This is a genomic window from Kitasatospora sp. NPDC023118 (assembly GCF_055560875.1).
This window is the reverse complement of record NZ_JBVHHW010000029.1, coordinates 68,333-87,753: the sequence shown is the minus strand read 5'-3', so window position 1 is coordinate 87,753 and position 19,421 is coordinate 68,333. Positions and strand designations below refer to the sequence as shown.

At 68.0% G+C, this 19,421-nt stretch carries 15 protein-coding genes and 1 pseudogene; 8 read left to right on the top strand and 8 right to left on the bottom strand.

What is annotated here, in order from left to right:
* Positions 1-250 precede the first annotated feature (250 nt).
* Positions 251-661, top strand: a pseudogene (locus tag ACZ3UD_RS30290) (DNA/RNA helicase domain-containing protein); the annotation flags it as partial.
* A 119-nt stretch (positions 662-780) separates the two neighbouring features.
* Here the strand turns inward: ACZ3UD_RS30290 and ACZ3UD_RS30285 are convergent.
* On the bottom strand, positions 781-1,710 hold the full coding sequence (locus ACZ3UD_RS30285; RefSeq protein ID WP_465594669.1) for a phosphorothioated DNA-binding restriction endonuclease: 930 nt from the start codon (positions 1,708-1,710) through the stop codon (positions 781-783).
* Between the two features lie 257 nt (positions 1,711-1,967).
* Between ACZ3UD_RS30285 and ACZ3UD_RS30280 the strand changes: the two genes are divergently transcribed.
* The 5 genes from ACZ3UD_RS30280 to ACZ3UD_RS30260 all read left to right on the top strand — a co-directional run bounded on the left by ACZ3UD_RS30280 (position 1,968) and on the right by ACZ3UD_RS30260 (position 8,303).
* Positions 1,968-2,573 carry a hypothetical protein gene (locus ACZ3UD_RS30280; protein WP_465594666.1) on the top strand — a complete coding sequence of 202 codons (606 nt, stop codon included), beginning with the start codon at positions 1,968-1,970 and terminating at the stop codon, positions 2,571-2,573.
* 954 nt (positions 2,574-3,527) lie between these two features.
* On the top strand, positions 3,528-4,157 hold the full coding sequence (locus ACZ3UD_RS30275) for a site-specific integrase (RefSeq protein ID WP_465594701.1): 630 nt from the start codon (positions 3,528-3,530) through the stop codon (positions 4,155-4,157).
* A 731-nt stretch (positions 4,158-4,888) separates the two neighbouring features.
* Entirely contained in the window at positions 4,889-5,089 is a 201-nt protein-coding gene (locus ACZ3UD_RS30270) for a DNA-binding protein (protein ID WP_465594663.1), read from the top strand.
* Positions 5,090-6,331, top strand: coding sequence for a tyrosine-type recombinase/integrase (locus tag ACZ3UD_RS30265; protein WP_465594660.1), 1,242 nt, complete (start codon positions 5,090-5,092; stop codon positions 6,329-6,331). It begins immediately after the preceding gene.
* A 460-nt stretch (positions 6,332-6,791) separates the two neighbouring features.
* Entirely contained in the window at positions 6,792-8,303 is a 1,512-nt protein-coding gene (locus ACZ3UD_RS30260) for a restriction endonuclease (protein WP_465594656.1), read from the top strand.
* Positions 8,304-8,404: 101 nt separating this feature from the next.
* On the opposite strand, the gene ACZ3UD_RS30255 is transcribed toward ACZ3UD_RS30260, so the two are convergent.
* From ACZ3UD_RS30255 to ACZ3UD_RS30240, 4 genes are all read right to left on the bottom strand, one after another.
* Complete coding sequence (locus ACZ3UD_RS30255) at positions 8,405-10,324, bottom strand: hypothetical protein (protein WP_465594653.1); 1,920 nt, start codon at positions 10,322-10,324, stop codon at positions 8,405-8,407.
* 1,094 nt (positions 10,325-11,418) lie between these two features.
* The gene (locus tag ACZ3UD_RS30250; RefSeq protein WP_465594650.1) at positions 11,419-12,420 is read right to left on the bottom strand and encodes an AraC family transcriptional regulator; all 1,002 of its coding nucleotides are present in this window, start codon (positions 12,418-12,420) and stop codon (positions 11,419-11,421) included.
* 108 nt (positions 12,421-12,528) lie between these two features.
* The gene (locus ACZ3UD_RS30245; protein ID WP_465594647.1) at positions 12,529-13,023 is read right to left on the bottom strand and encodes an anthrone oxygenase family protein; all 495 of its coding nucleotides are present in this window, start codon (positions 13,021-13,023) and stop codon (positions 12,529-12,531) included.
* A gap of 1 nt (position 13,024) precedes the next feature.
* On the bottom strand, positions 13,025-13,843 hold the full coding sequence (locus ACZ3UD_RS30240) for an NmrA family NAD(P)-binding protein (protein ID WP_465594644.1): 819 nt from the start codon (positions 13,841-13,843) through the stop codon (positions 13,025-13,027).
* Between the two features lie 197 nt (positions 13,844-14,040).
* Here ACZ3UD_RS30240 and ACZ3UD_RS30235 point away from each other — a divergent pair, with 197 nt between their 5' ends.
* Complete coding sequence (locus ACZ3UD_RS30235) at positions 14,041-14,538, top strand: anthrone oxygenase family protein (protein ID WP_465594641.1); 498 nt, start codon at positions 14,041-14,043, stop codon at positions 14,536-14,538.
* Between the two features lie 70 nt (positions 14,539-14,608).
* Here the strand turns inward: ACZ3UD_RS30235 and ACZ3UD_RS30230 are convergent, their stop codons facing one another.
* The 3 genes from ACZ3UD_RS30230 to ACZ3UD_RS30220 all read right to left on the bottom strand — a co-directional run bounded on the left by ACZ3UD_RS30230 (position 14,609) and on the right by ACZ3UD_RS30220 (position 17,618).
* Positions 14,609-15,199: an anthrone oxygenase family protein gene (locus ACZ3UD_RS30230; protein WP_465594638.1), complete on the bottom strand. Its 591-nt coding sequence runs from the start codon at positions 15,197-15,199 to the stop codon at positions 14,609-14,611.
* Between the two features lie 185 nt (positions 15,200-15,384).
* The gene (locus ACZ3UD_RS30225) at positions 15,385-16,848 is read right to left on the bottom strand and encodes a multicopper oxidase family protein (protein WP_465594635.1); all 1,464 of its coding nucleotides are present in this window, start codon (positions 16,846-16,848) and stop codon (positions 15,385-15,387) included.
* A 125-nt stretch (positions 16,849-16,973) separates the two neighbouring features.
* The gene (locus tag ACZ3UD_RS30220) at positions 16,974-17,618 is read right to left on the bottom strand and encodes an AfsR/SARP family transcriptional regulator (protein WP_401086853.1); all 645 of its coding nucleotides are present in this window, start codon (positions 17,616-17,618) and stop codon (positions 16,974-16,976) included.
* Between the two features lie 571 nt (positions 17,619-18,189).
* On the opposite strand from ACZ3UD_RS30220, the gene ACZ3UD_RS30215 reads away from it, so the two are divergent.
* Complete coding sequence (locus ACZ3UD_RS30215; RefSeq protein WP_465594632.1) at positions 18,190-19,401, top strand: aminotransferase class I/II-fold pyridoxal phosphate-dependent enzyme; 1,212 nt, start codon at positions 18,190-18,192, stop codon at positions 19,399-19,401.
* Positions 19,402-19,421: the final 20 nt, after the last annotated feature.

Sequence of the window (19,421 nt, the reverse complement as noted above, 5' to 3'; positions counted from 1 at the left end):
CCTCAGCCATGAACGGAGGCCCCGGCCATTGCAGTTGGCCGGGGCCTCCGCGGGCGATACACGGTTCAGGCTGTGCATCCGTCCAGCACGCTACCGCACCCTAGCCGTTGAGCTTTTATGATGCGCCGCATCAGGTCGCCAGTACAGCCTCGTTTGGATCGCGGTTGGGCTGCGCCCCGTGTCCGGCACGCGGGTCGGCCTTGCCTCGGCATAGGGCGTCCACCTCGTCCCTACCGGCGCCAACGCCGCTGGCCCGTGGGCCCGCCCGTGGAACGTGTACGGCGACCGCTCGATCGCCGGCGCTCCGCCGGCAGCGCTGTGGGCCACCGACCTGGCCGGCTTCGGCTAGGTCGGCTGCGTGTACACCGTCCAGGGCTTCGAGTACGACTGGAGCGGCGTCATCGTCGGGCCCGACCTCGTCTGGCGGACCGATCGGTGGGTCACCGACCGGACGGCGTCCAAGGACCCCGTCTTCCGCAAGGCCACCACCGTTGCCGACATCGACCGCCTGATCCGCAACACCTACAAGGTGCTGCTGACGCGAGGAATGATCGGTACGGTGGTGTACTCGACGGATCCGGAGGCGCGCGCGAAGCTGCGGGAGCTGGTCACCGGGCAGCAGGCCGGAAAGATCGCGGTAAGGCACGGCCGCCGCGGCTGACAACCACTCACTGGTCTCCCGTGGGGCGCCTGGTGCCGTCCGGGCTGCACGGCTTGTTCCTGGCCGTTCAGCCCGGACGGCACGTGGTCAACGCTGACGGGTCAGCGATCGAGCCTCCGTCAGCCCGCATACACCGAGCTCAGGGGCTCTCGGGGCTCGCCCCGGAAGACCTGTTCGGCGTGCCACTGCCGGTGTCGGCCGGCGACCGATGGAGTCCCCGCTTGCGGGCCGAGGACCAGCCGTCCGGCCAACGCGAGCACATGCTGCTTGCTGGCCTCGCTTCGTCCGACGAAGCGCTGTGAGACGAGTATGCGGCGCTCCTCCCCCAGGCCCAGGACGCCCTTGTCGAAGAGCTTGTGATGGAGGGAGCACAGGCACAGGCCGTTGTCGACCTCATCCGGCCCGTCGTAGGACCACCAACGCACATGAGCTGCTTCCAGGCCGACCGTGCTCGCACCCAGCATCCCGTCGTAGCCGCAGAAGGCGCACTGAAACTCATAGGCAGTCAGGACCAGTTCACGCATCCGACGGTCCCGCCGGCGTCGCGCTGCCCGCTCTGCTCGTCCCGGGGCTCCGGTCACACCCTCGGTCTCGACCAAGTCCAGGTCGAGACCGACGGCCTCGCACAGGTCGGTATGCAGGGACGGCGGGAAGTGGAAGTCCAGGAGCACCCGCGCCAGCCGCCCCAGGAGCGTCGGCTCCTTCCTCAGCGCCGTCCGCAGTTCGGGCGCGAGCCTTCCGGCCGCACCGCTGGCGCGGAGGACTCGCACCCCACTTCCAGGGCTCCCCGGCCCCCGGTCGGTCCTGACCTCCCACACGCCGTCACTGACCAGATGATGGAACGGGTACGCGGGAGTTGTCGGATGAGACGGCCCGTACTCTTCGAGCAGTCGCCTCAGCTCTTCCTCGACGGCGCTGTACCGCAGTTCGCCGTCGGCATCGCGCTGGAAGCTGCCCAGCGCGTACAACAGCAACAGCGGTTTGTGCGGCGCTCGAACGTCGTTGTTCGTCCACCGTCTCAGCTTCGCCACCCGCTCCAGCCAGTCCATGGCCGCCCAGCGTATTCCGGCAGACCGACATGACCACAGCCTCGAGTCCCCGCAGAGCCTCGTCCTGGCGTCGGCGCCGTCCACGGGATGGTCCCGAACTCCTCCCGGGGATCCCCGGACCAATCCCCACTCTCACCACGTAGCACTCCCTGCTCCGTGCACCCTGAGATCCCCCAATGCGCCCTTGATCCACCGTGCCGATCAGCGGACTGTCGGACCCTGAGGTTGGTCATAGGACGATTGATCGGGGGATTCTCATGTCGGAAGAAAACTCGGCCAGTCCGTGGGCGCGCACGGTCTTCGGCCCCCTCGCCGCCGATGTCGCAGCTATCGTGCCCGCGTGCCTTGTCCGCGCCCACGAACGCGCCCAAGGCGGCCACGAAGGCGTCCACACGCAGACGCTCGAGGCATACGGACACGGGCTCTACGCCGCACAGTACGAGGAACTGTCGGCCGGCCTCTCGCAGCTTCCCGGCGTTGAGCTGGTGCGCCTCCAGGCGCGGACCGTCGCCGTGGTCGCCAACCATGTCGTCTACCCCTACCGGTACGCGAAGAAGGACGTGCCCGTGACCGCTGCCAGACTCCGCAGCACGTCAGGGCTTCGCGCCGACCTCATCCGCAGGCATGGTCCCGACCCGCGTCAGGGAGAGCTGGATCTCGGCATCGAACTGCCGGACGAGGACGAGCCGCATGCGGATCTCGCGCGCCTCTCGCCGGACACCAAGGTTGTACTCGTCGCCTACGCCTGCTCCCTGGCCGACGGCGTGATCCGCCTGGAATGGGGATCTGCGGAGCTTCGCCGCGAAGATCGATCACTGATCTGGCACCGCCATGAGCCCCTGCCCATCCCGCGGCAACGCTGATGTGAGGGGTCTCCGGCAGATACCGCTTGCGGGTTCGATCTTGTCCCGAGTCGATCTGCTGAGGGCAGCGGTTTGGCCGTACACCTCACCACGCCTGTCGCTTCCGAACGCCGTTTCAAGAACCTCGCCAGTTGACCTCCGGAACAGGGCGATCTCGCGGCGCCACAGGTACATGCTGGCCATACGTTCATCTGCTGATTCAGAGGGAGGACGTCATGCGTGGCACTGGAACGATCTACAAGCGGTGCGGCTGCCGGGACTCCCGCACCGGCCGGCAGCTTGGAAGTCTTTGCCCACGCCTCCACCGCCGTGGCCACGGTTCCTGGTATCTCGCGATGCCACGACACGCGGCCGTCGACGATCACCGCTCCCGGCTGCGCCGGGGCGGCTACCGTACGCGGGCTGAGGCCGAGCGCGCGCTCAAGCGCCTGCGCGACCCCAACCTCACCCACCAGGGCGGACTGCTCACAACCGGCCAGTGGCTACAGCGCTGGTACGACATCGTCGAGCCCCATCTCCGGCCGTTGACCGCCCGCGGCTATCGCCAGCACCTGGAGCAGTACCTCTTGCCGCTGCTCGGCCGCGAACTGCTTTGCGAGCTGACCAACAACTCGGTACAGCAGGCCTTCAGCACCATCGTTCGCCGACACCAAAGCGCCAGCCGACCGATCAGCGCCAGCACTTTGCATCGCGTGCAGGCGACACTTCGTGCCGCTTTGAACCATGCGGTGCGCAACGGCCTTCTGGCGGCCAACCCCGCCCGGAACCTGGATCTCCCGCGGGCGCCGCGACCGCACCCGGTGGTCTGGACAGACAACCGTGTGGCGGAGTGGAGACGGACGGGCGAGCACCCACCCGTCGCGGTCTGGACACCCACCCAGACAGCTGCGTTCCTGGCGTACGCGAGCGATCATCGCTTGTACGCCATCTATCACCTGTACGCCTTGAGGGGGGCTGCGCCGCGGGGAAGGCGCGGGCCTCCGCTGGTCGGACTTCGACGCCTCGGGCCGCACACTCACGGTCGCACGGCAACTACAGCAACGGGAGAACGGACGGCTGGAGGTCTGCCCCGTGAAGACGCGCGCCGGCGAACGGACGATCGCCCTCGACGGAAACACCATCCACGTGCTGAACACACACCGTAGCCAGCAGAGAAAGGAGAAACTGGCCGCGGGAATTAGTTGGAATGAGTCCGATTACATTTTCACCGATGCTTACGGACGTCCACTGCGCCCGGACCACATCGGCCATGTCTTCCAGAACATGGTACGCAGAAGTGACCTACCGCCAGTCCGGCTCCACGACCTGCGTCACGGTGCGGCCAGTCTCGCCTTGACCGGCGGATCCGATCTCAAGGTCATCCAAGCCCAGTTGGGGCACTCTACGATCATGACCACCGCCGACACCTACACCTCGATCCTCCCCGAGACGGCCCATCTCAGCGCCGAGGCGACAGCCCGAGTGGTCATCGATGCGGCCCGAAAGCTCTCCCGGGGCATCCGGTACCAACCGAGGCCGCACAGGCGGCGCGCGAAGGCCCGGCCGGGCGCCTCGCCGAACAGAGGGATGCGTAGCTCAGCGTAAGAATTTGACGGCCCGTCGCCTGACTCCGGTGCCCCACGAGCGACCCACTCGCGACCCATCGAAAACAAGCCGCCCGCCCGGTCGCATCATTGCAGGCGCAAGAAAGGCCAGGTCACAAGGGATGGCGGACCGAAAAGTGATCCCCGAACGAAATCGGCAGACCTGCGGATTAAAAGTCCGCAGCTCTTGAGTTAGCGTCGGCGCGACGTAGGGGACCGGCAGCCCTGGACTCCTTACGTTCGTCACAGAACGTAGCTGCCATCCCCCCGTCTGCCGTCACTTTCAGGGTACTCCGGGCCATCGCGCGACGCTCCGGCCGCGACCCACTGGGCAAGAACGCCATTTACGGCGCGCATCGCCGCCGACGCCGAGAACTGCCCCTCCTCCCAAGGCGACCTGCACAGACTCCCCGTGACAGCAGGCCCTCGTCAGCGGTCGCAGACGTCAGGTCGCCTTCCACCCGGCGTGCCCGCCAGGTCTCGACGCGCTTCGCAGAACGACACGTGCGTACGGTCTGCCCCGTTCAGCACGCCAAACCCTGTTCCGCCCGTCCAGGCGGCCAGGTGACTGTGGGCGTGCCCAGCCGAGCCCGAGCGGCTCCACCACCCCACCAGAGGGAGACCATGCACGCCCGACCCCACGTTCCCGCCGCAAGCTGACTTTCGGCTCCGACCCCGGCCGTCGCCGCAGCCCCCGCGTACGAGGCCGATCCGGCAACGGAGTTCGACCTCTTGCACAGCGGCTGGTACTCGACCGAGGAACTCGCGACCCTGCTGAAGGTCGCCCCCTCGACCCTGCGGCGCTGGCGCTCCGCCACTCCCCCGCAGGACCCGCCCTTCGTCCAGATCGCGCCCCGCCTCTACCTCTACAGCATCCCCGACACCCAGCTGTGGCTCGCCCAGAAGCGCACCAACCCATCCGAGGCAGCCTGAATGCCCGACCACACCCCGCTCATCCCCATGGGTGTCGACCTCACCACCGACATCGAGCACCGCCCCGACCGCCGCCCGCAGTTCCGCTACCGCGCCCGCGTACGCTGGACGGACCCCAACGGCGGCGGCCGCAAGTCGGCTTCCTCCTCCGTCCCCACGGAGGAGGAAGCCAAGGCCTGGATCGCCCGCATGCAACGGGCCGCGGCACGCGGCATCACCCCCAAGACCCTCACCATGACCCTCGCCGAGTACGGCGACGAGAATTGGGACCTGGCGATGCGCGGCCTGGAGACCACCACCCTCGACCCCTACACCGCCGGCTGGAAGCTGCGCGTTACCCCGGTCCTCGGCCACATACCCGTCACCAGCATCACCAACGGCATCACCGACCGGGCCCTCCACTCCTGGATCGCCGACGGCCTCAGCATCTCCTCCGTCAAGAACAGCCTCGCCCCGCTCGTCCGCGTCATGGAGCAAGCCGTCCGCGACGGCCTCATCGACTTCAACCCCTCACGCATGAGCGGCTGGCAGCGCCTCTACAAGAAGGCCGAGGACGAACTCGACGACCCCCGCTCCCTCGCCCTCGCCGACTGGGATGCCCTCGACGAACTCGCCAACGCCCTGGTCGAGCGCTCCCACACCCGCTACCGCGGCTGGGGCGACATCGTCCGCTTCGCCGCCTGCACCGCCGCCCGCATCGGCGAAGTCTCCGGCGTCCGCGTCAAGGACATCAACCGCTTCGACTGGACCTGGGACCTGTGCCGCCAGACCACAACCGGCCCCGGCGGCCTCATCGACAAAGGCACCAAAGGCAAGCGGCGCCGCACCGTCCCCATCATCGAAGAGATCCGCGACCTCGTGAACTGGCGCATAACCGTGGTCGGCAACGACCCCATGGCCCGCCTGTTCACCGGACCACGCGGCGGACGCATCACCACCGCGATCCTGCGAGACGCCACCCACTGGGACGAAGTCGTCGTCGGCCTCGGCTACGAGTACCTGCGCCGACACGACCTACGACACACCGGCCTGACCTGGTTCGCCGACGCCGGCGTCCCCATCCACGTCCTCCAGAAGATCGCCGGGCACGGACACATCACCACCACCCAGCGCTACCTTCACCCGGACAAGAGCTCCATCGAGAAGGCCGGCCAGACCCTCAGCAGGCACCTGTCGGCGGACCGGCACAACCCATCGGCGGCCGTAGAAGAGCCAGTGCGCCATCTGCGTCTCGTCCAGTAGACGTCCTCAACCGGCATCCATCGGAAGTCCCCACTGACCAGCGCCGCACAGCAGCGATCCTGTCATCGTCAACCACCCTGCTGTAGAAGTGGTTTGTGAAAGACGATGACGAAGGTACGCAACCCTGGGACCGGTTGCTGCGCCGCGAGCAGACGGCGCGCAACATCCATGGCAGCCTCCGAGCCTCTGGAATCACCGTGTCGCTGGACGCCGTCCTCGACCGGTGCAACCTCCCTGTGGAGACGCACAACGCTGGCTCCTCCCAGCTCCTGCCCGAATGAGCGTTCCATCTCCTCGGCGGTGCCCGCACGTTGCGCCCCTGGGCCGCTTGGTCCGGCCTTCGCTCGGACCGCGCGGCGGATTTCCGGTGGCCCCAGCCGGGTAGGGCTGCTGGCATATCGCGCAGGCAGCGCGGACCCCCATGCGGGTCCGCGCTGCCGTGGACCAGGGGGTGGACTGGGTGGCACGTCGAAAGACGGTGCCGGAGATCCTCGCCGAGGCGTACCGCTTGAAGCAGCAGGCGCGAGCCGCGCAGGCGCAGGGCGGGGCCCAACAGCCGACCGGCCGCGCTGCCGCCGCGGCGGCTCAACCCCGTCCCAGGAAGCGGAAGGTGGACCCCGCTGTCGAACACGCCCGGCTCCTGGCCGCCGGCGAGAAGCACCTCCAACGCGAGGAGGCCGCCCGCGCCAAGGAAGCCGCCCGTGTGGAAGCCGAGTTGGCCAAGCGCCAGACGGCTCGGCGCCGGGAGGAGGAGGCGAGGAAGCGCGCGAACGCCCTGGCCGAGAAGGAAGCCCAACGGCAAGCCCGGCAAGCCGAGACGGCCCGACTCAAAACCCAGGCCGAGGAGAGCACCGCCGAGTGCAACCGGCGCCGCGAGGAACTGGAATCAGTCCTGCTGCTGCGCCCCGAAGGCCTGGAGGCGTGGCACCCTCACATCGAAGAGGCCTTCGCCCACGATGGCCCTCAGGGCGTCGCGGAGCGGATCGAAGACCTGCTCCAGCGCTCCCCTGTCCCCCCGGGCTGCCGGACCGCGGCCCAGGCGGTCTACGTCCCCGAGGCCCAACAGCTCCTGATCGACGTCGAGCTGCCCAACCACGAGATCGTCCCCACGGTGGCCTCCTACCGCTACGTCGCGCAGCAGGCCAAGGTCATCCCCCAGCCCGCCAAGCAGGCCGAGATCCACGAGGCCTACGCCCGACTGGTGGCCCGCCTGGCCCTGCGCGCGCTGGACGAGGCGTTCTCCGCCATCCCGGCCACGTTCGTGGAGACCGTCATCCTCAACGGCCGCGTCAACACCACCGACCGGGCGACCGGCCAGACCGTCCGGGCCTGCGTCGTCAGCGTCGTCGCCGAGCGCAAGGACTTCGCCGAACTGGTCCTGGACGAGCCCAGGCTCGACCCCCAGCAGTGCCTCCACCGCCTCGGCGCCACCGTCTCCAAGCACCCCCACGACCTGGAACCGGTCACACCCATCGTCGAGGCGGACCTGTCCCGCTACCGCATCATCACCGACACCGCCGTGGTCGCCACCCTGGACAGCCGGCCCGACCTGCTCCAGATGAACCCCTACGACTTCGAGCGCCTGGTGCGTGAACTCTTCGAAGCCATGGGCTACGAGACCTGGCGCACCCAGGGCTCCCGCGACGACGGCGTGGACGCTGTCGCGACATTGGCCGACCCGACCGGATCCACCATCTTCGCCATCCAGGCCAAGCGCTCCAAGAACGCGGTACCGGTGAACACCGTCCGCGCCCTAGCCGGCGTCATGCAGGACAAGGACGCCGGCTACGGCATCGTCGTCACCACCTCGTGGTTCGGCAAAGACAGCTACGACTTCGCCCACCGCAACGGCCGCCTCCGCCTCATCGACGGCCGCAACCTCAAGGCCCTGCTCGCCGAACACCTGAGCATCGACGCCCTGATCGGGCTGCCCAAGGTCCCCCCGGGCTGGCAGGCCGGCGACCTCATGTGAAGTCGAACGCGGACCTCTCCTGAGCCAGGCCGATGCAACAGCCATCCGCCACCTTCGGCTGGGCGGCCAGCCAGGTAGCGTCGCTGTGCCGAAGCCGGCGCCTACGCCGAGGACACGCTCGGTGCAGCGTTGGCAGCGATTCGAGCGCGCCAGTAGCTGGCAGCGTCCTGACCCGCCTGCATCCCGCTGAACTCATCAGTCCGCTTCGCGAGCGCGGCAGCAGGCTCCGTGCCCTCGACGTAGGACTCGAGGCCGAGGCTGAGTGCGCTACCACTCAGGAACTCGGCATACTCGCGCACGGACTCAACAATCGGGAAGCTCGCGGGATTGCCGTGCACCAAAGCGTTCCGAAGACGGCGACGCCTGGCCTCCAACACGGAACCTTCGGCGGTGTAGTACTCAATCAGGGCAAGGTACTTGGCGTGGTCGCTCACACTCTCAAACATCCGCCTGATCCAGGCACGCTCAGACTCGATGCGGCAGAGCGAGAATAGATCACTAGAACGGTCGGCGACGAACAGCATCCATGGACTCAACGAATTGCTCGAGAACAACTCGCAGGTCAGCTCCTGGCACAGTTCATCCTGCTCTCCACCGCCAAGCAGACACATACGAACGGCTCGCTGCACATCGGAAAGCCACCGAGCGTGCGGCCAACGCTCGCCGAGGAGATCGAACAACTCATTGGGGGCGAGCGCTGCGTGCGCTGCCACGTGTTGCACCACACGGTCCGAGAGAGGGATCACGCTGCTGATGTCTGCCTCGGAAGGCTTGCGCATCATCATGTCGCGGCTGAACGGATGGTCGGCTGCGGTCTGCACTTCGAGTGCGGCCGCGAGAAATCGGGGAAGCTCTTCACGAGCCATAGCCAAGGCGATGCGCGGGCCGTGTTCCTCGATCGCTCTCCTGGTGATGTCCGCACCATAGTGATCGTCAGGGATGCTCATCTCGCGCGACGATGCCTGGAAGCCAAATGAGCTGACCCGACCGGAGCGCAGGAGCCCGTGCTGGACGAGGTGTGGGCGGATCCCGCCAGAGTTGTGGATCGAGACGTTGAGGATGGTGTTCACGGTGCGAACAGCACGGTCCAACGCTCCGGCCGCCGTGGTCCTGCCAAGGTCAACGCGAACCAGGAAGTCCACATCAGACTTCTCGTCGACCAGCTTTGCGACCTTAAAGTGGCCCCCACCCCGTACTAGTTCCCACAGCTCTGCCTTGTGCTCGAAGTTTTGCCCCTCGGGCTCGGCGTTGGGCACCGCCCAATGGGCATCCATGAAGGACACGCCCCCAGCGGAGAGACGCGGGAAAGCCCGGCCCTGGTAGCCAAGCCACACCACGATCGACTGGGCTTCCGCGGGAGTGCCAACATAGGTTCGGGCGCTCGCGATCCGCTTCTCCAGCGGTACATTCGTCGAACCGATGGGAATGTCCTGGGGCTCACGGCCGAACGCGACCACCGAGACAAGGTCGCGAAAAGCCATCTTTGCATTGACGCCGCGCCTGCCCAACTGGTCGAAGAGCAGTTCAGCGATCGGGCGGTACTCCCGACCTACCAGGGTGCGGTCTTGCGCCGTAGCCACGAGGTCATCCCAGCTGGCGCGAACTGCTTCGTCCGCGTCAAGCGCTCCGAGGAGATCCTTCGAGGCCGCGGCAACGTCGGTCCAGACGGTGTCGGTGCGGGTCCCCGGTGGCTGCGTCAAAACCGCCGCGGGGCTACGGTCAAGCTGCGAGAAGGCAGCTTGGAATTGTGCGAGCGGTGCGACGATGTGTGCCCGGAGGGAAGCTCCGAGCGCATCAACGGACTCGTCGAGGTCCTGACGCAGCGACGTTCGATTGGCGGCTTTCTTCCAAGCATCGACACCGCTGGCAAGCTCAAGCCACTCCAAGATCTCCTCTACGATCACGGTGAGCGGCAGAACGGTGCTGACGCCGTGGCCACGGTCGAGCGACGAGACAAGGGACTTCAGCCAGTCCGGATCGTCAGCGGACCAATGATCGCTGACGTTGTAATCGATCATCATCTTCAGTCCGCCCCTCGCGCTACCCCGTTCCCCGACGGAGCTCTACCCAATTCGTCTTCCTCAGCGTGACACCAGCCGGCACCCGTACGACATCGTGGTCCCTCGCTGGTCCCTGGCAAGGTCTCCTGAGGCCCGGCGCAGAGGGCGCAGGCACCAACAACCTGCCAACGCAAAAGGCCGCTGACCTGGGATTTCTCCCGGCCAACGGCCTTCCGACATACTGTCGGGACGACAGGATTTGAACCTGCGACCCCTTGACCCCCAGCGGTCGAAAGGGCGTCCGACTTGTGCTTGTGAGTCCGAATCCCGCAGGTCAGGGCCCACCTCGTCCGCGGCGCATGACGCCCGATGACACCTCATGACGCCCAGTCCGTGAGAGGCGCGTGAGAGGCGGCCAGCAAGGGGGAGTTCGAGAGTGATTTGCCTCACAACCCCATTGCAGGACTCGCTCCGCCCACGATCACCTGCTGCACACCTCCCCGCAGCGTGGTCTGGAGGACCGGTGGCCGTCGCCCCCTGCAGGCCACTGCGCCTCGGCCGCCTCGGCGATGACCTGGCGGTGCGGACACCGGGCGTGTCCCGTGAGGGTCTGCGCGCTCCTGATCCACGGCGGTCAGGTATGCCTGTTCCGCCGTCAGCATGCCTGCGCCCGGCCGGGGTCCCCGGCCGGGCGCAGGCCAGGGTCTGAACAGCTCGCCTTCGCACACTTCATCGACACCGGAGCCCTCGACCGCCATCAGCGCAGACTGCGCGCCGAGTTCCACAAGCGCCGCGCGGTGGTCCGGCAACAGACATCACTTCACCTTCCGGGGGCCCGACTGCTCGGCGGCGACGGCGGGCTGCAGGCATACATCGAACTGCCCACCGAACTCGACGAGGACTCGGTCGTACGCGCCGCCCGGATGCGGTCCCTGCTCATCCGCGGGGGACGTTTCTACCCCTCGCCGACACCACCCGCCCTCCCGCGCTCGTCCTCAGCTACGCCACGGTCGGCTGCCCGGGTCTGACCCGGAGCAGGCCGTGCAGCCACATCACCCGCCCGAGCGGCCCGCACCCCGGCCTGCGAAGACGTCGAAAGTCGACGGCAGGCAGGATCACGAGGGCGTGGACAGGACGACCGTGCGTGGCGGCTGGGGGGTCTGGGCCGGGGTGGCGGAGGTGGTGCCCGTGCGGAATTCCTGGGGGCTGATGCCGCGGACGCGTTTGAAGGCCGTCGAGAGGGCGAAGGCCGAGCTGTAGCCCACCCGGCGGGCCACCGTCGCGATCGTGGCGTCGCGATCGCGCAGCAGGTCGGCCGCGACGGCCAGGCGCCAGCCGGTCAGGTAGGCCATCGGCGGCTCGCCCACGATGTCGGTGAAGCGGCGGGCCATGGAGGCCCGCGAGACGCCGGTCTTGACGGCGAGTTCCCCGACGGTCCAGCCGTGGGCGGGGTTCTCGTGGAGCAGCCGCAGGGCCAGACCGACCACCGGGTCGCTCTGGGCGCGGTACCAGGACGGGGACCCGCTGTCGGGTGCCGCGAGCCAGGTGCGCAGGACGCCGACCAGCAGCAGGTCCAGAAGCCGGTCCAGGACGATCTCCTGGCCCGGTTCGTCCTTGGAGATCTCCGAGGTCAGCAAGGGCACCAGGGTGTCGTCGGCGGCCTCCGCCGGGCGGACCAGGATGGCCGGCAGCGCGGTCAGCAGCCGGCGGCCGATCTCACTCGGCGTCTGGTAGGTGCCGCTCAGCATCACCGCCGATCCGGCGTCCTGGAAGCCGTCGCCCCAGGTGCGTACGCCGAGCGCCATCCGCTCGGTGACGTCCTCGCCCTCGTACGTGCTGCACCGCTGCTGCGGGCCGACGGTGATCTGGACCGGCGTGTCCAGAGCGTCCGCGACGGTGTACGGCTCGGGGCCCCGCAAGACGGCCATGTCGCCCGGGCGGATCAGGATCGGTGTGCCGTGGTCGGGTATCAGCCACGCGTCGCCGTGCACCATCGTCACGATGGACAGCGGGGCCCGGTCCTCGACGCGCAGTGACCAGGGCGGGTTGAAGACGGACTTGAGAAGGAAGGCGCCCCGGGCCTTGGGAGCTTCGAGGAGGCCGGTCAGCGAGTCCATCCGTACATCCTTCCAAACAGCACGGGGAAGCGCCCGCTCTCCCTCGGGGGATTTCGAGAGAGCGGGCGCAGTTCCGGGAGGGAGGTGGAACAGGTTGTGCGGCAGGGCCTATGCCGCTGCCGCCCGGCCGTGCAGCGTCAGTACGCGGCCTAGCGCGGCCAGGGCCGCCGTACAGGCCACCGTACGGACGAGGTTGCCGGAGCTCCAGCGGCTGCCGAAGCGGGAGCGGGCCGCCGAGGCGTCGGCCCCGACCCGCGCGAGCTGGTTGTTGAGGGGGACGTTCACCATCGCGGTCACGGCCATCGACAGGCCGTACAGTGCGAAGGCCAGCCAGCCCCAGCGCGCCGCGTTCGGGCGGCCGCCGCGCTGCTGCTGCGAGGCTGCCAGCCCGGTCGCCAGGAAGGTGCCCAGGAAGAGCAGGCCGAACAGTCCATTGTCGATCGCCTCGTTGATATTGCGCATGGCGGTCACGTAGGTCTGGTCGTCGCCGCGACGCAGACCCGGCATGACCGAAATGTCGAACGCGAAGTAGAGGCCGGCCATCAGGCCGGTGCCCACCGTCGCCGCCACCAGGGTCACGGACTCCTTCGTCGTACCGGTCACGTCAGACGTTCCAGACTCCGGTGGCCGCCGCGTCGCGGGCGAAGTCCGCGAAGTCCTTGGGCTTGCGGCCCAGGGCCTCCTCCACACCGTGCACCAGATGCGCGTTGCGTCCGTCCAGGACCATGGTGAACAGGTCGGCCCACTCCTCAGGGAGGTTGTTCTCGCGCAGCACCGCGCGGTACGCCTCACTCGTGACCGGGATGTACGTGATCTCGCGCCCGGTGGCCTTCGAGATCTCGGCGACCGCGTCGCTGTAGCTGATCAAGCGCGGGCCGGACAGCTCGTAGGTCTTCCCGATGTGCTTGTCGTCGGTCAGCGCGGCCACCACGACGTCGGCGATGTCGTCGGCGTCGACGAAGGCCTCCACGGCGTCCCCGGTCGGCAGGGCGAGCTCGCCGGCCAGTACGGGATCCAGGAAGAAGCTCTCGGAGAAGTTCTGGTTGAACCAGCTGGAGCGCACGATGGTCCAGTCGGCACCGGAGGCCTTCAGGTTGTTCTCGCTGACCTGTGCGGCTTCCTCGCCGCGCCCCGACAGCAGCACCAGGCGGCGCACGCCGTTCGCCACGGCCGTCCTGGAAAACTCGCCGACCTGCTCCGCGGCCCCCGGGAAGGCAAGGTCGGGGTGGTAGGTCACGTACGCCCGGTCGACGCCCTCCAGCGCCGGCCCCCAGGTGGCGGAGTTGTTCCAGTCGAAGGCGGGCTCGCCGGTGCGGGAACCGATCCGGACCTGACGGCCCTGGGCGGAGAGCTTCTGGGCGACACGTCGACCGGTCTTGCCGTGACCGCCGATGACGAGGGTGATCCGCGTGTTCTGAGTCATGAATGCAGTCAAGTCCAGTCCCGCGAGAGTCGCCATGTCCACGAAGCTCAGGTTCATACGCGTGCGTCCAAGGAACCGGAAACGGGAGGCCCGGGCCACCTGCGCCCGTATGATCGCGGCGACTTGACGATTCCACGATCTGTTCCCGAAGGTCCTGTGACCGGGGACCTCCGAGGACGTACGAGCAGGGGGACACGATGGAAACCGCGCGCCTGGCCTCACTCATAGCCGCCACTGTCACGATGGGCCTGGTCAGCGGCCTGTTCTACGGCTTCTCCATCTCCGTGATGCCGGGTCTGAAACGCACCGACGACCGTACGGTCATCGAGGTCATGCAGCGCGTCAACGCGGCCATCCTCAACGGGTGGTTCATCCTCGGCTACCTCGGCGCGTTCGTCTTCACCGCCCTGGCCCTGGCCCTGCACGTCCCGTCCGACGGCCGCGACGTGCTGCCTGCACTGATCGCGGCCCTGGTCTGCTACACCGTCTCGATGGGCATCACGAACAAGGTGAACATCCCCCTGAACAACGCCCTTGAGAAGGCCGGCCCGGTCGCGGCCATCAGCGAACCGGCCGCCGTTCGCCGCGCCTTCGAGGGTCCCTGGGTGCGCGCCAACGTCTGGCGCACCGTGCTATGCACGGCCTCGGTCGGTTTCCTGGCCTGGGCCTTGTACCTACACGGCAGCGTGCGCTGAGCGCCGGGTGGTACGCAGGAAGTCCCCCGGCGGCCGGGGGACTTTCTGCGTACCACGGGGTTCAGCGGCTTCAGCGGGTGGCACGTCCGTAGAGGACGAGGGCGCGGGAGAGGGCCGTCAGGGCAACGGTGCACAGCAGGGTGCGCATGATGTTGGTGGAGACCCAGGTGCCCTTGAACTTGTCGACGATCGAGAAGTCCGTCATCTTGGCCGCGTCGCCTGCGTCGGCCAGCTCGTTGTTCAGCGGGATGTTCACGGAGAAGGTGATCATCAGGACGATGAGGTAGGCCACGGCCGCCGCCCCCACCCAGACCGCCACACCGCGGCGCCCCTTGCGGAACTCGATGACCGCCGAGGCCGCGGACGTCAGCAGCGCGAGCACGAACACCATGCCGAAGAGCCCGTTGCCGTCGATCGCCTTGTTGAAGGCCTGCATCGCGGTGACGTACGTGTGCTGGTCGCCCGCCGCCAGACCCGGCATCACGGAGACGTCGAAGGCGAAGAAGAGACCCGCCATCAAGCCTATGAAGATCGTCGAGACCAGGAGGAGGGCGGTCGCCACCTTGCTGCTCCCGGCGGTCGCCGACCTGGACAGGGCCGTGTACGGACCCGGGCCGCCGCCGGGGTACTGCTGGTGGCTACCGGCCGGATTGCGGTTCATGGCACGTCCTCATCTGGGATGGTGGGAGAAATTGCTTGCCCTCGGTGCAGGCATCCGATCGCGTCATTCCACGGTATCGGGCCGTACGAAACACCGGAGGCACTAATCGGAACCGGGCTAGCCACTTCACAAATCAGCCGCTTGGCAGGAATGCTGAGCTCCTTCCCGTCGATCCTCGACCGACCTTAGCGGATTCTGAAGTTGCCCATCATTCCCATCGCCGAATGGTCCAGGAGGTGGCAATGGTAGACATAAGTCCCTTTATAGGTGTCGAAGGTGGCATGCAGCTTCACCGTCTCGCCGGGGAAGAGGCGGACCGTGTCCTTCAGCCCGGACTCGGCCGGGCCCGCCGCAACCCCGTTGCGCTCCAACACCCGGAACTGGACCAGGTGCATGTGGAAGTTGTGCGGGATGACTTTATTCGCATTCGTGACGGTCCAGATCTCCGAGCTGCCGTACGCAATGGTCTGGTCGATGCGCTGGGCGTCCCACACCTGGCCGTCGATGAGCCCCCGCGGCTCCGGGCGGCCGTCCTCGTCCATGCTGAGGACGATGTTCCGCTGGACCGTCGCCTCCGGCATGTCCGGCAGCACGCGCAGCACGTCCGGCACGAAGCTGGGGTCGTAGGCCTCCCGCACGACGTCGAAGCGCAGCACCTTGCCCACCTGGTCCGGCGTTCCGGGGCCCAGGGTGTTCTCCAGGACGATCTTCGTACCGACCGGGTAGCGGGAGAAGTCGATGACCACATCGGCCCGCTCCGCCGGGGACAGTCCGACGGTGTCCGTCGTGAAGGGGCGTTCCAGCAGTCCGCCGTCCGTGCCGATCTGGATCATCTGGCCGCCGTCCGACAGGCGCAGCTGGAAGAAGCGCATGTTGGAGGAGTTGAGCAGCCGGAAGCGGTACTTGCGAGCGGCCACCTCGAAGTACGGGCTGGGGCGGCCGTTGGCGAGGATGGTGGTCCGGCCGAAGGCGTCGTCCATGACGTAGACCAGCTGTCCGGCCTCGTCGAAGCGGGCGTCGCGCAGCGCGATGGGGACCTCGTACTGGCCGGACGGCAGCGGCAGGGACCGCTCGTCATCGTCCGAGAGCAGGTAGGTGGCTGACAGGCCACGGAAGACGTGCTCGGACTCCATGTGGTGCGCATGGTCATGGAACCAGAGGGCGGCGGCCGGCTGCGCGTTCGGGTAGGTGTACGTGCGCGAGGTGTTCGGCTCGAAAGTGTCCATCGGGCCGCCGTCGTTCTCGGGCGAGACGCTGCCGCCGTGCAGGTGGACCGAGACCGGCGTGGAGAGGGTGTTGCGGTGCCGGATCACCACCGTCCGCCCGCTGCGCGCCCGCAGTACCGGCCCCGGGAAGTGGCCGTCGTAGGTGAGGACTTTCGTCTGGACGCCCGGGATGATCTCCCGCGCCACCTCCTCGATGGCGACGGCGTAGGTGTCCTGGCCTTCTTGCCGGGATATCGGCGCGAGCTGCGTCAGCGTCGACATCCGTACGGTGAAGGGCGGTGGGACGGCGACCGGGCTCGTCCCGGCGGCGCCGGTCGCGGTGCCGGTGGCCCGCGTGGACTGGGCACCGAGCAGTCCACCCACGCCGAGCAGGCCCGCTCCGGTCGTGGCTATGGCGCCGAGCACACGGCGTCTCGTGACCATGGTCTTCCTCCTCGGAAGGACGGGGTGTGCGCGGGTACCCGAGAGACAGCGCCGGGCGCTGCGGGTAGCCGGGCATGCGGCTGCCGCCGCTGCGGGTCAGCGGCGGCAGCCGTCGTGTGGACGGATCAGGCGCCGGGGGAGTCCGGTACGCGGTGCGTGGCGCGGCTGTGCTCGGCCAGGGAGCCCCTGCGGTGGGCGGACGCGCTGTGGTTGCCTTCGGCGACCGCCGTCAGGACCGGCTCCAGGGCGGTGAAGAGGCGCGGGGCCCGCCGGGGTTCCTGGGCGCGCAGCAGTTCCAGGTACGCCGCCTCCGTCTCGGGCGCCGGGCTGATGCCCAGTTCCTCCGCCAGCACCTCGCGCAGCTGCTGGTAGCTCCTGATCGCCTCGGCGCGGTTGCCTGCCCGGGTGTGAGCCGTCATCCGGCAGCGGTAAGCGCTCTCCCGGAACGGGGCGCGGCGGACCGCCTCCTCCGCGTAGCGCAGCGCGTGGTGCTCGATGCCGAGGTTGGACGAGGACAGGCTCGCGATCTCCAGCGCCCTGAGGCGGAGTTCTTCGAGCTGTTCACGCATCGTGTTGACCCACTCGCCCTCGCGCGAGGGAAGGAACGAACCGCGCAGGTTCGTCACCGCGCCGGCCGCGAGCTGCTGGGCCACCGCGTACGCACCGTTCGCGAACGCATCGGCGGCTTCGGTCACCGCGGCTTCCGCGCACTCCACGTCCACGACCGCGTCCTGCGGCATCCGCAGGACGTAACGGCCGCCCTGCGACACCAGCGGAGTGACCCCGGGCTGGTCTTGCGAAGTCGTGACAAATGTGCGCACACGGCTCACGACACTCCGCAATGCCGACGCCCAGGTGTCCGGAAGACCGTCGGGCCATACCGTTTCCGCTAATTGGTGGCGGTCCGTACCGCTATTCCGCTCGATAAGCAGCCGCGCGAACGCCACCTGTGCCTGGGCGCTCGAAAGGTGCTGCGGCGGTCCCCCATCCGGCTCGACCATGACTAGACCGATGAGCCTGATCATCACTATAGCTTCCCCCTAGCTCGTGCATAGCTTCCCCCTAGCTCGTGCATAGCTTCATGCATAGCTTCCCCCTAGCTCGTGCATAGCTTCCCCCTAGCTCGTGCCGCCCAGAGGATATGTACGGGCTCTCTACGGATGTCAACCTTGATAGCGAACACCCGTACGCCGGCACAGGGCCGCCCCTGCTTCGTAGCGACCTTGCGCCGCTATTGCGCCCGGCGGGCATTAATGGAGTTCCATCAGGGCCCGGCCGAAAGAACGCCAGGTCACCGATGGGGTTCCGGATCCGCCGGACGCTCGCGACGAGGAGAAGTACGTGACCGTATCCGCTGCCTGGGACCGCCTCGCACCGAAGCTGTCGTACTTCCGTGACCGGGTGCGGTCCCTCGAGTACGAGCCCGCCCGGAAGAACAGCTTCGTCGCGTACACCGTCGAGCGCGACTCGGCGTACGCGGACCAGGATGGCCGGCGCCTGCTGATGATGTCCGGATACAGCTACCTCGGCCTGGCCGGGGACGAGCGCGTCGTCTCGGCCGCCAAGGCCGCCGTCGACCGCTACGGCACCGGCAACCACGGGGTCCGCGCGCTGGCCGGCTCCACGCCGCTGCATGAGGAACTGGAGGCCGAGGTCGCCCAGTTCGCCGGCCGTGAGCAGGCCCTCGTCTTCGGCTCCGGCTACGCGGCGAACGTCGGCACCGTCGGCGCCATCGTCGGCCCCGGCGACACCGTCTTCATCGACAAGTACGACCATGCCAGCATCGTCGACGGCTGCAAGCTCTCCGGCGCCACCGTCACCCGCTTCCGCCACAACGACGTCGCCCACCTGGAGCGGCGCCTCAACGCCGCCCCCGACACCGGCGTCCGCCTGGTCATCGTCGACAGCGTCTACTCGATGGACGGCGACATCGCCCCCCTCCCCGACCTGCGCAAGGTCTGCGACGCCCACAACGCGCTGCTGATGGTGGACGAGGCCCACGCGCTCGGCGTCATCGGCGACACCGGCAAGGGCATCGAGGAGCACTTCGGTTACGAGGTGAAGGTCGATGTCAAGCTCGGCACCCTGTCAAAGGCCATCCCCTCCATGGGCGGCTGGGTCGCCGGTTCCTCCGAACTCATCCACCACCTCAAGTACGCGGCCCGCCCGTTCCTCTTCTCCGCCGCCCTGGGTCCCGCCCAGACCGCCGCCGCCCTGGAGTCCCTGCGGATCCTCCAGCGCGAGCCGGGCCGCGTGGAGTTCATCCAGCGCGAGTCCGCCCGCTTCCGCTCCGTCCTCCACGAGGCCGGCATGAGCACCGTGGACAGTGAGACCGCTGTCGTCCCGGTGATCGCCGGATCCGACACCGCCGCCTACGACTACGCCACCGTCTGCCGCAAGAACGGTGTCATCGGCCTCCCCGTGGTCACCCCGGCCGTCCCCAACGACCTGGCCCGGCTGCGCATCGCCATCACCGCCGCCCACACCACGGCCGACATCGACTTCGCCGCCGAGGCCTTCATCACGTCGGCCCGCGAGTGCCGGATCATCTGAGCGCCGTCACGACGGTCCCT

Coding starts and splice junctions, on each gene's coding strand:
- ACZ3UD_RS30285 (WP_465594669.1), bottom strand. CDS start 1,710: ATGGACTGGCTGGAGCGGGTGGCGAAGCTGAGACGGTGGACGAACAAC.
- ACZ3UD_RS30280 (WP_465594666.1), top strand. CDS start 1,968: ATGTCGGAAGAAAACTCGGCCAGTCCGTGGGCGCGCACGGTCTTCGGC.
- ACZ3UD_RS30265 (WP_465594660.1), top strand. CDS start 5,090: ATGCCCGACCACACCCCGCTCATCCCCATGGGTGTCGACCTCACCACC.
- ACZ3UD_RS30255 (WP_465594653.1), bottom strand. CDS start 10,324: ATGATGATCGATTACAACGTCAGCGATCATTGGTCCGCTGACGATCCG.
- ACZ3UD_RS30250 (WP_465594650.1), bottom strand. CDS start 12,420: ATGGACTCGCTGACCGGCCTCCTCGAAGCTCCCAAGGCCCGGGGCGCC.
- ACZ3UD_RS30240 (WP_465594644.1), bottom strand. CDS start 13,843: ATGACTCAGAACACGCGGATCACCCTCGTCATCGGCGGTCACGGCAAG.
- ACZ3UD_RS30235 (WP_465594641.1), top strand. CDS start 14,041: ATGGAAACCGCGCGCCTGGCCTCACTCATAGCCGCCACTGTCACGATG.
- ACZ3UD_RS30230 (WP_465594638.1), bottom strand. CDS start 15,199: ATGAACCGCAATCCGGCCGGTAGCCACCAGCAGTACCCCGGCGGCGGC.
- ACZ3UD_RS30225 (WP_465594635.1), bottom strand. CDS start 16,848: ATGGTCACGAGACGCCGTGTGCTCGGCGCCATAGCCACGACCGGAGCG.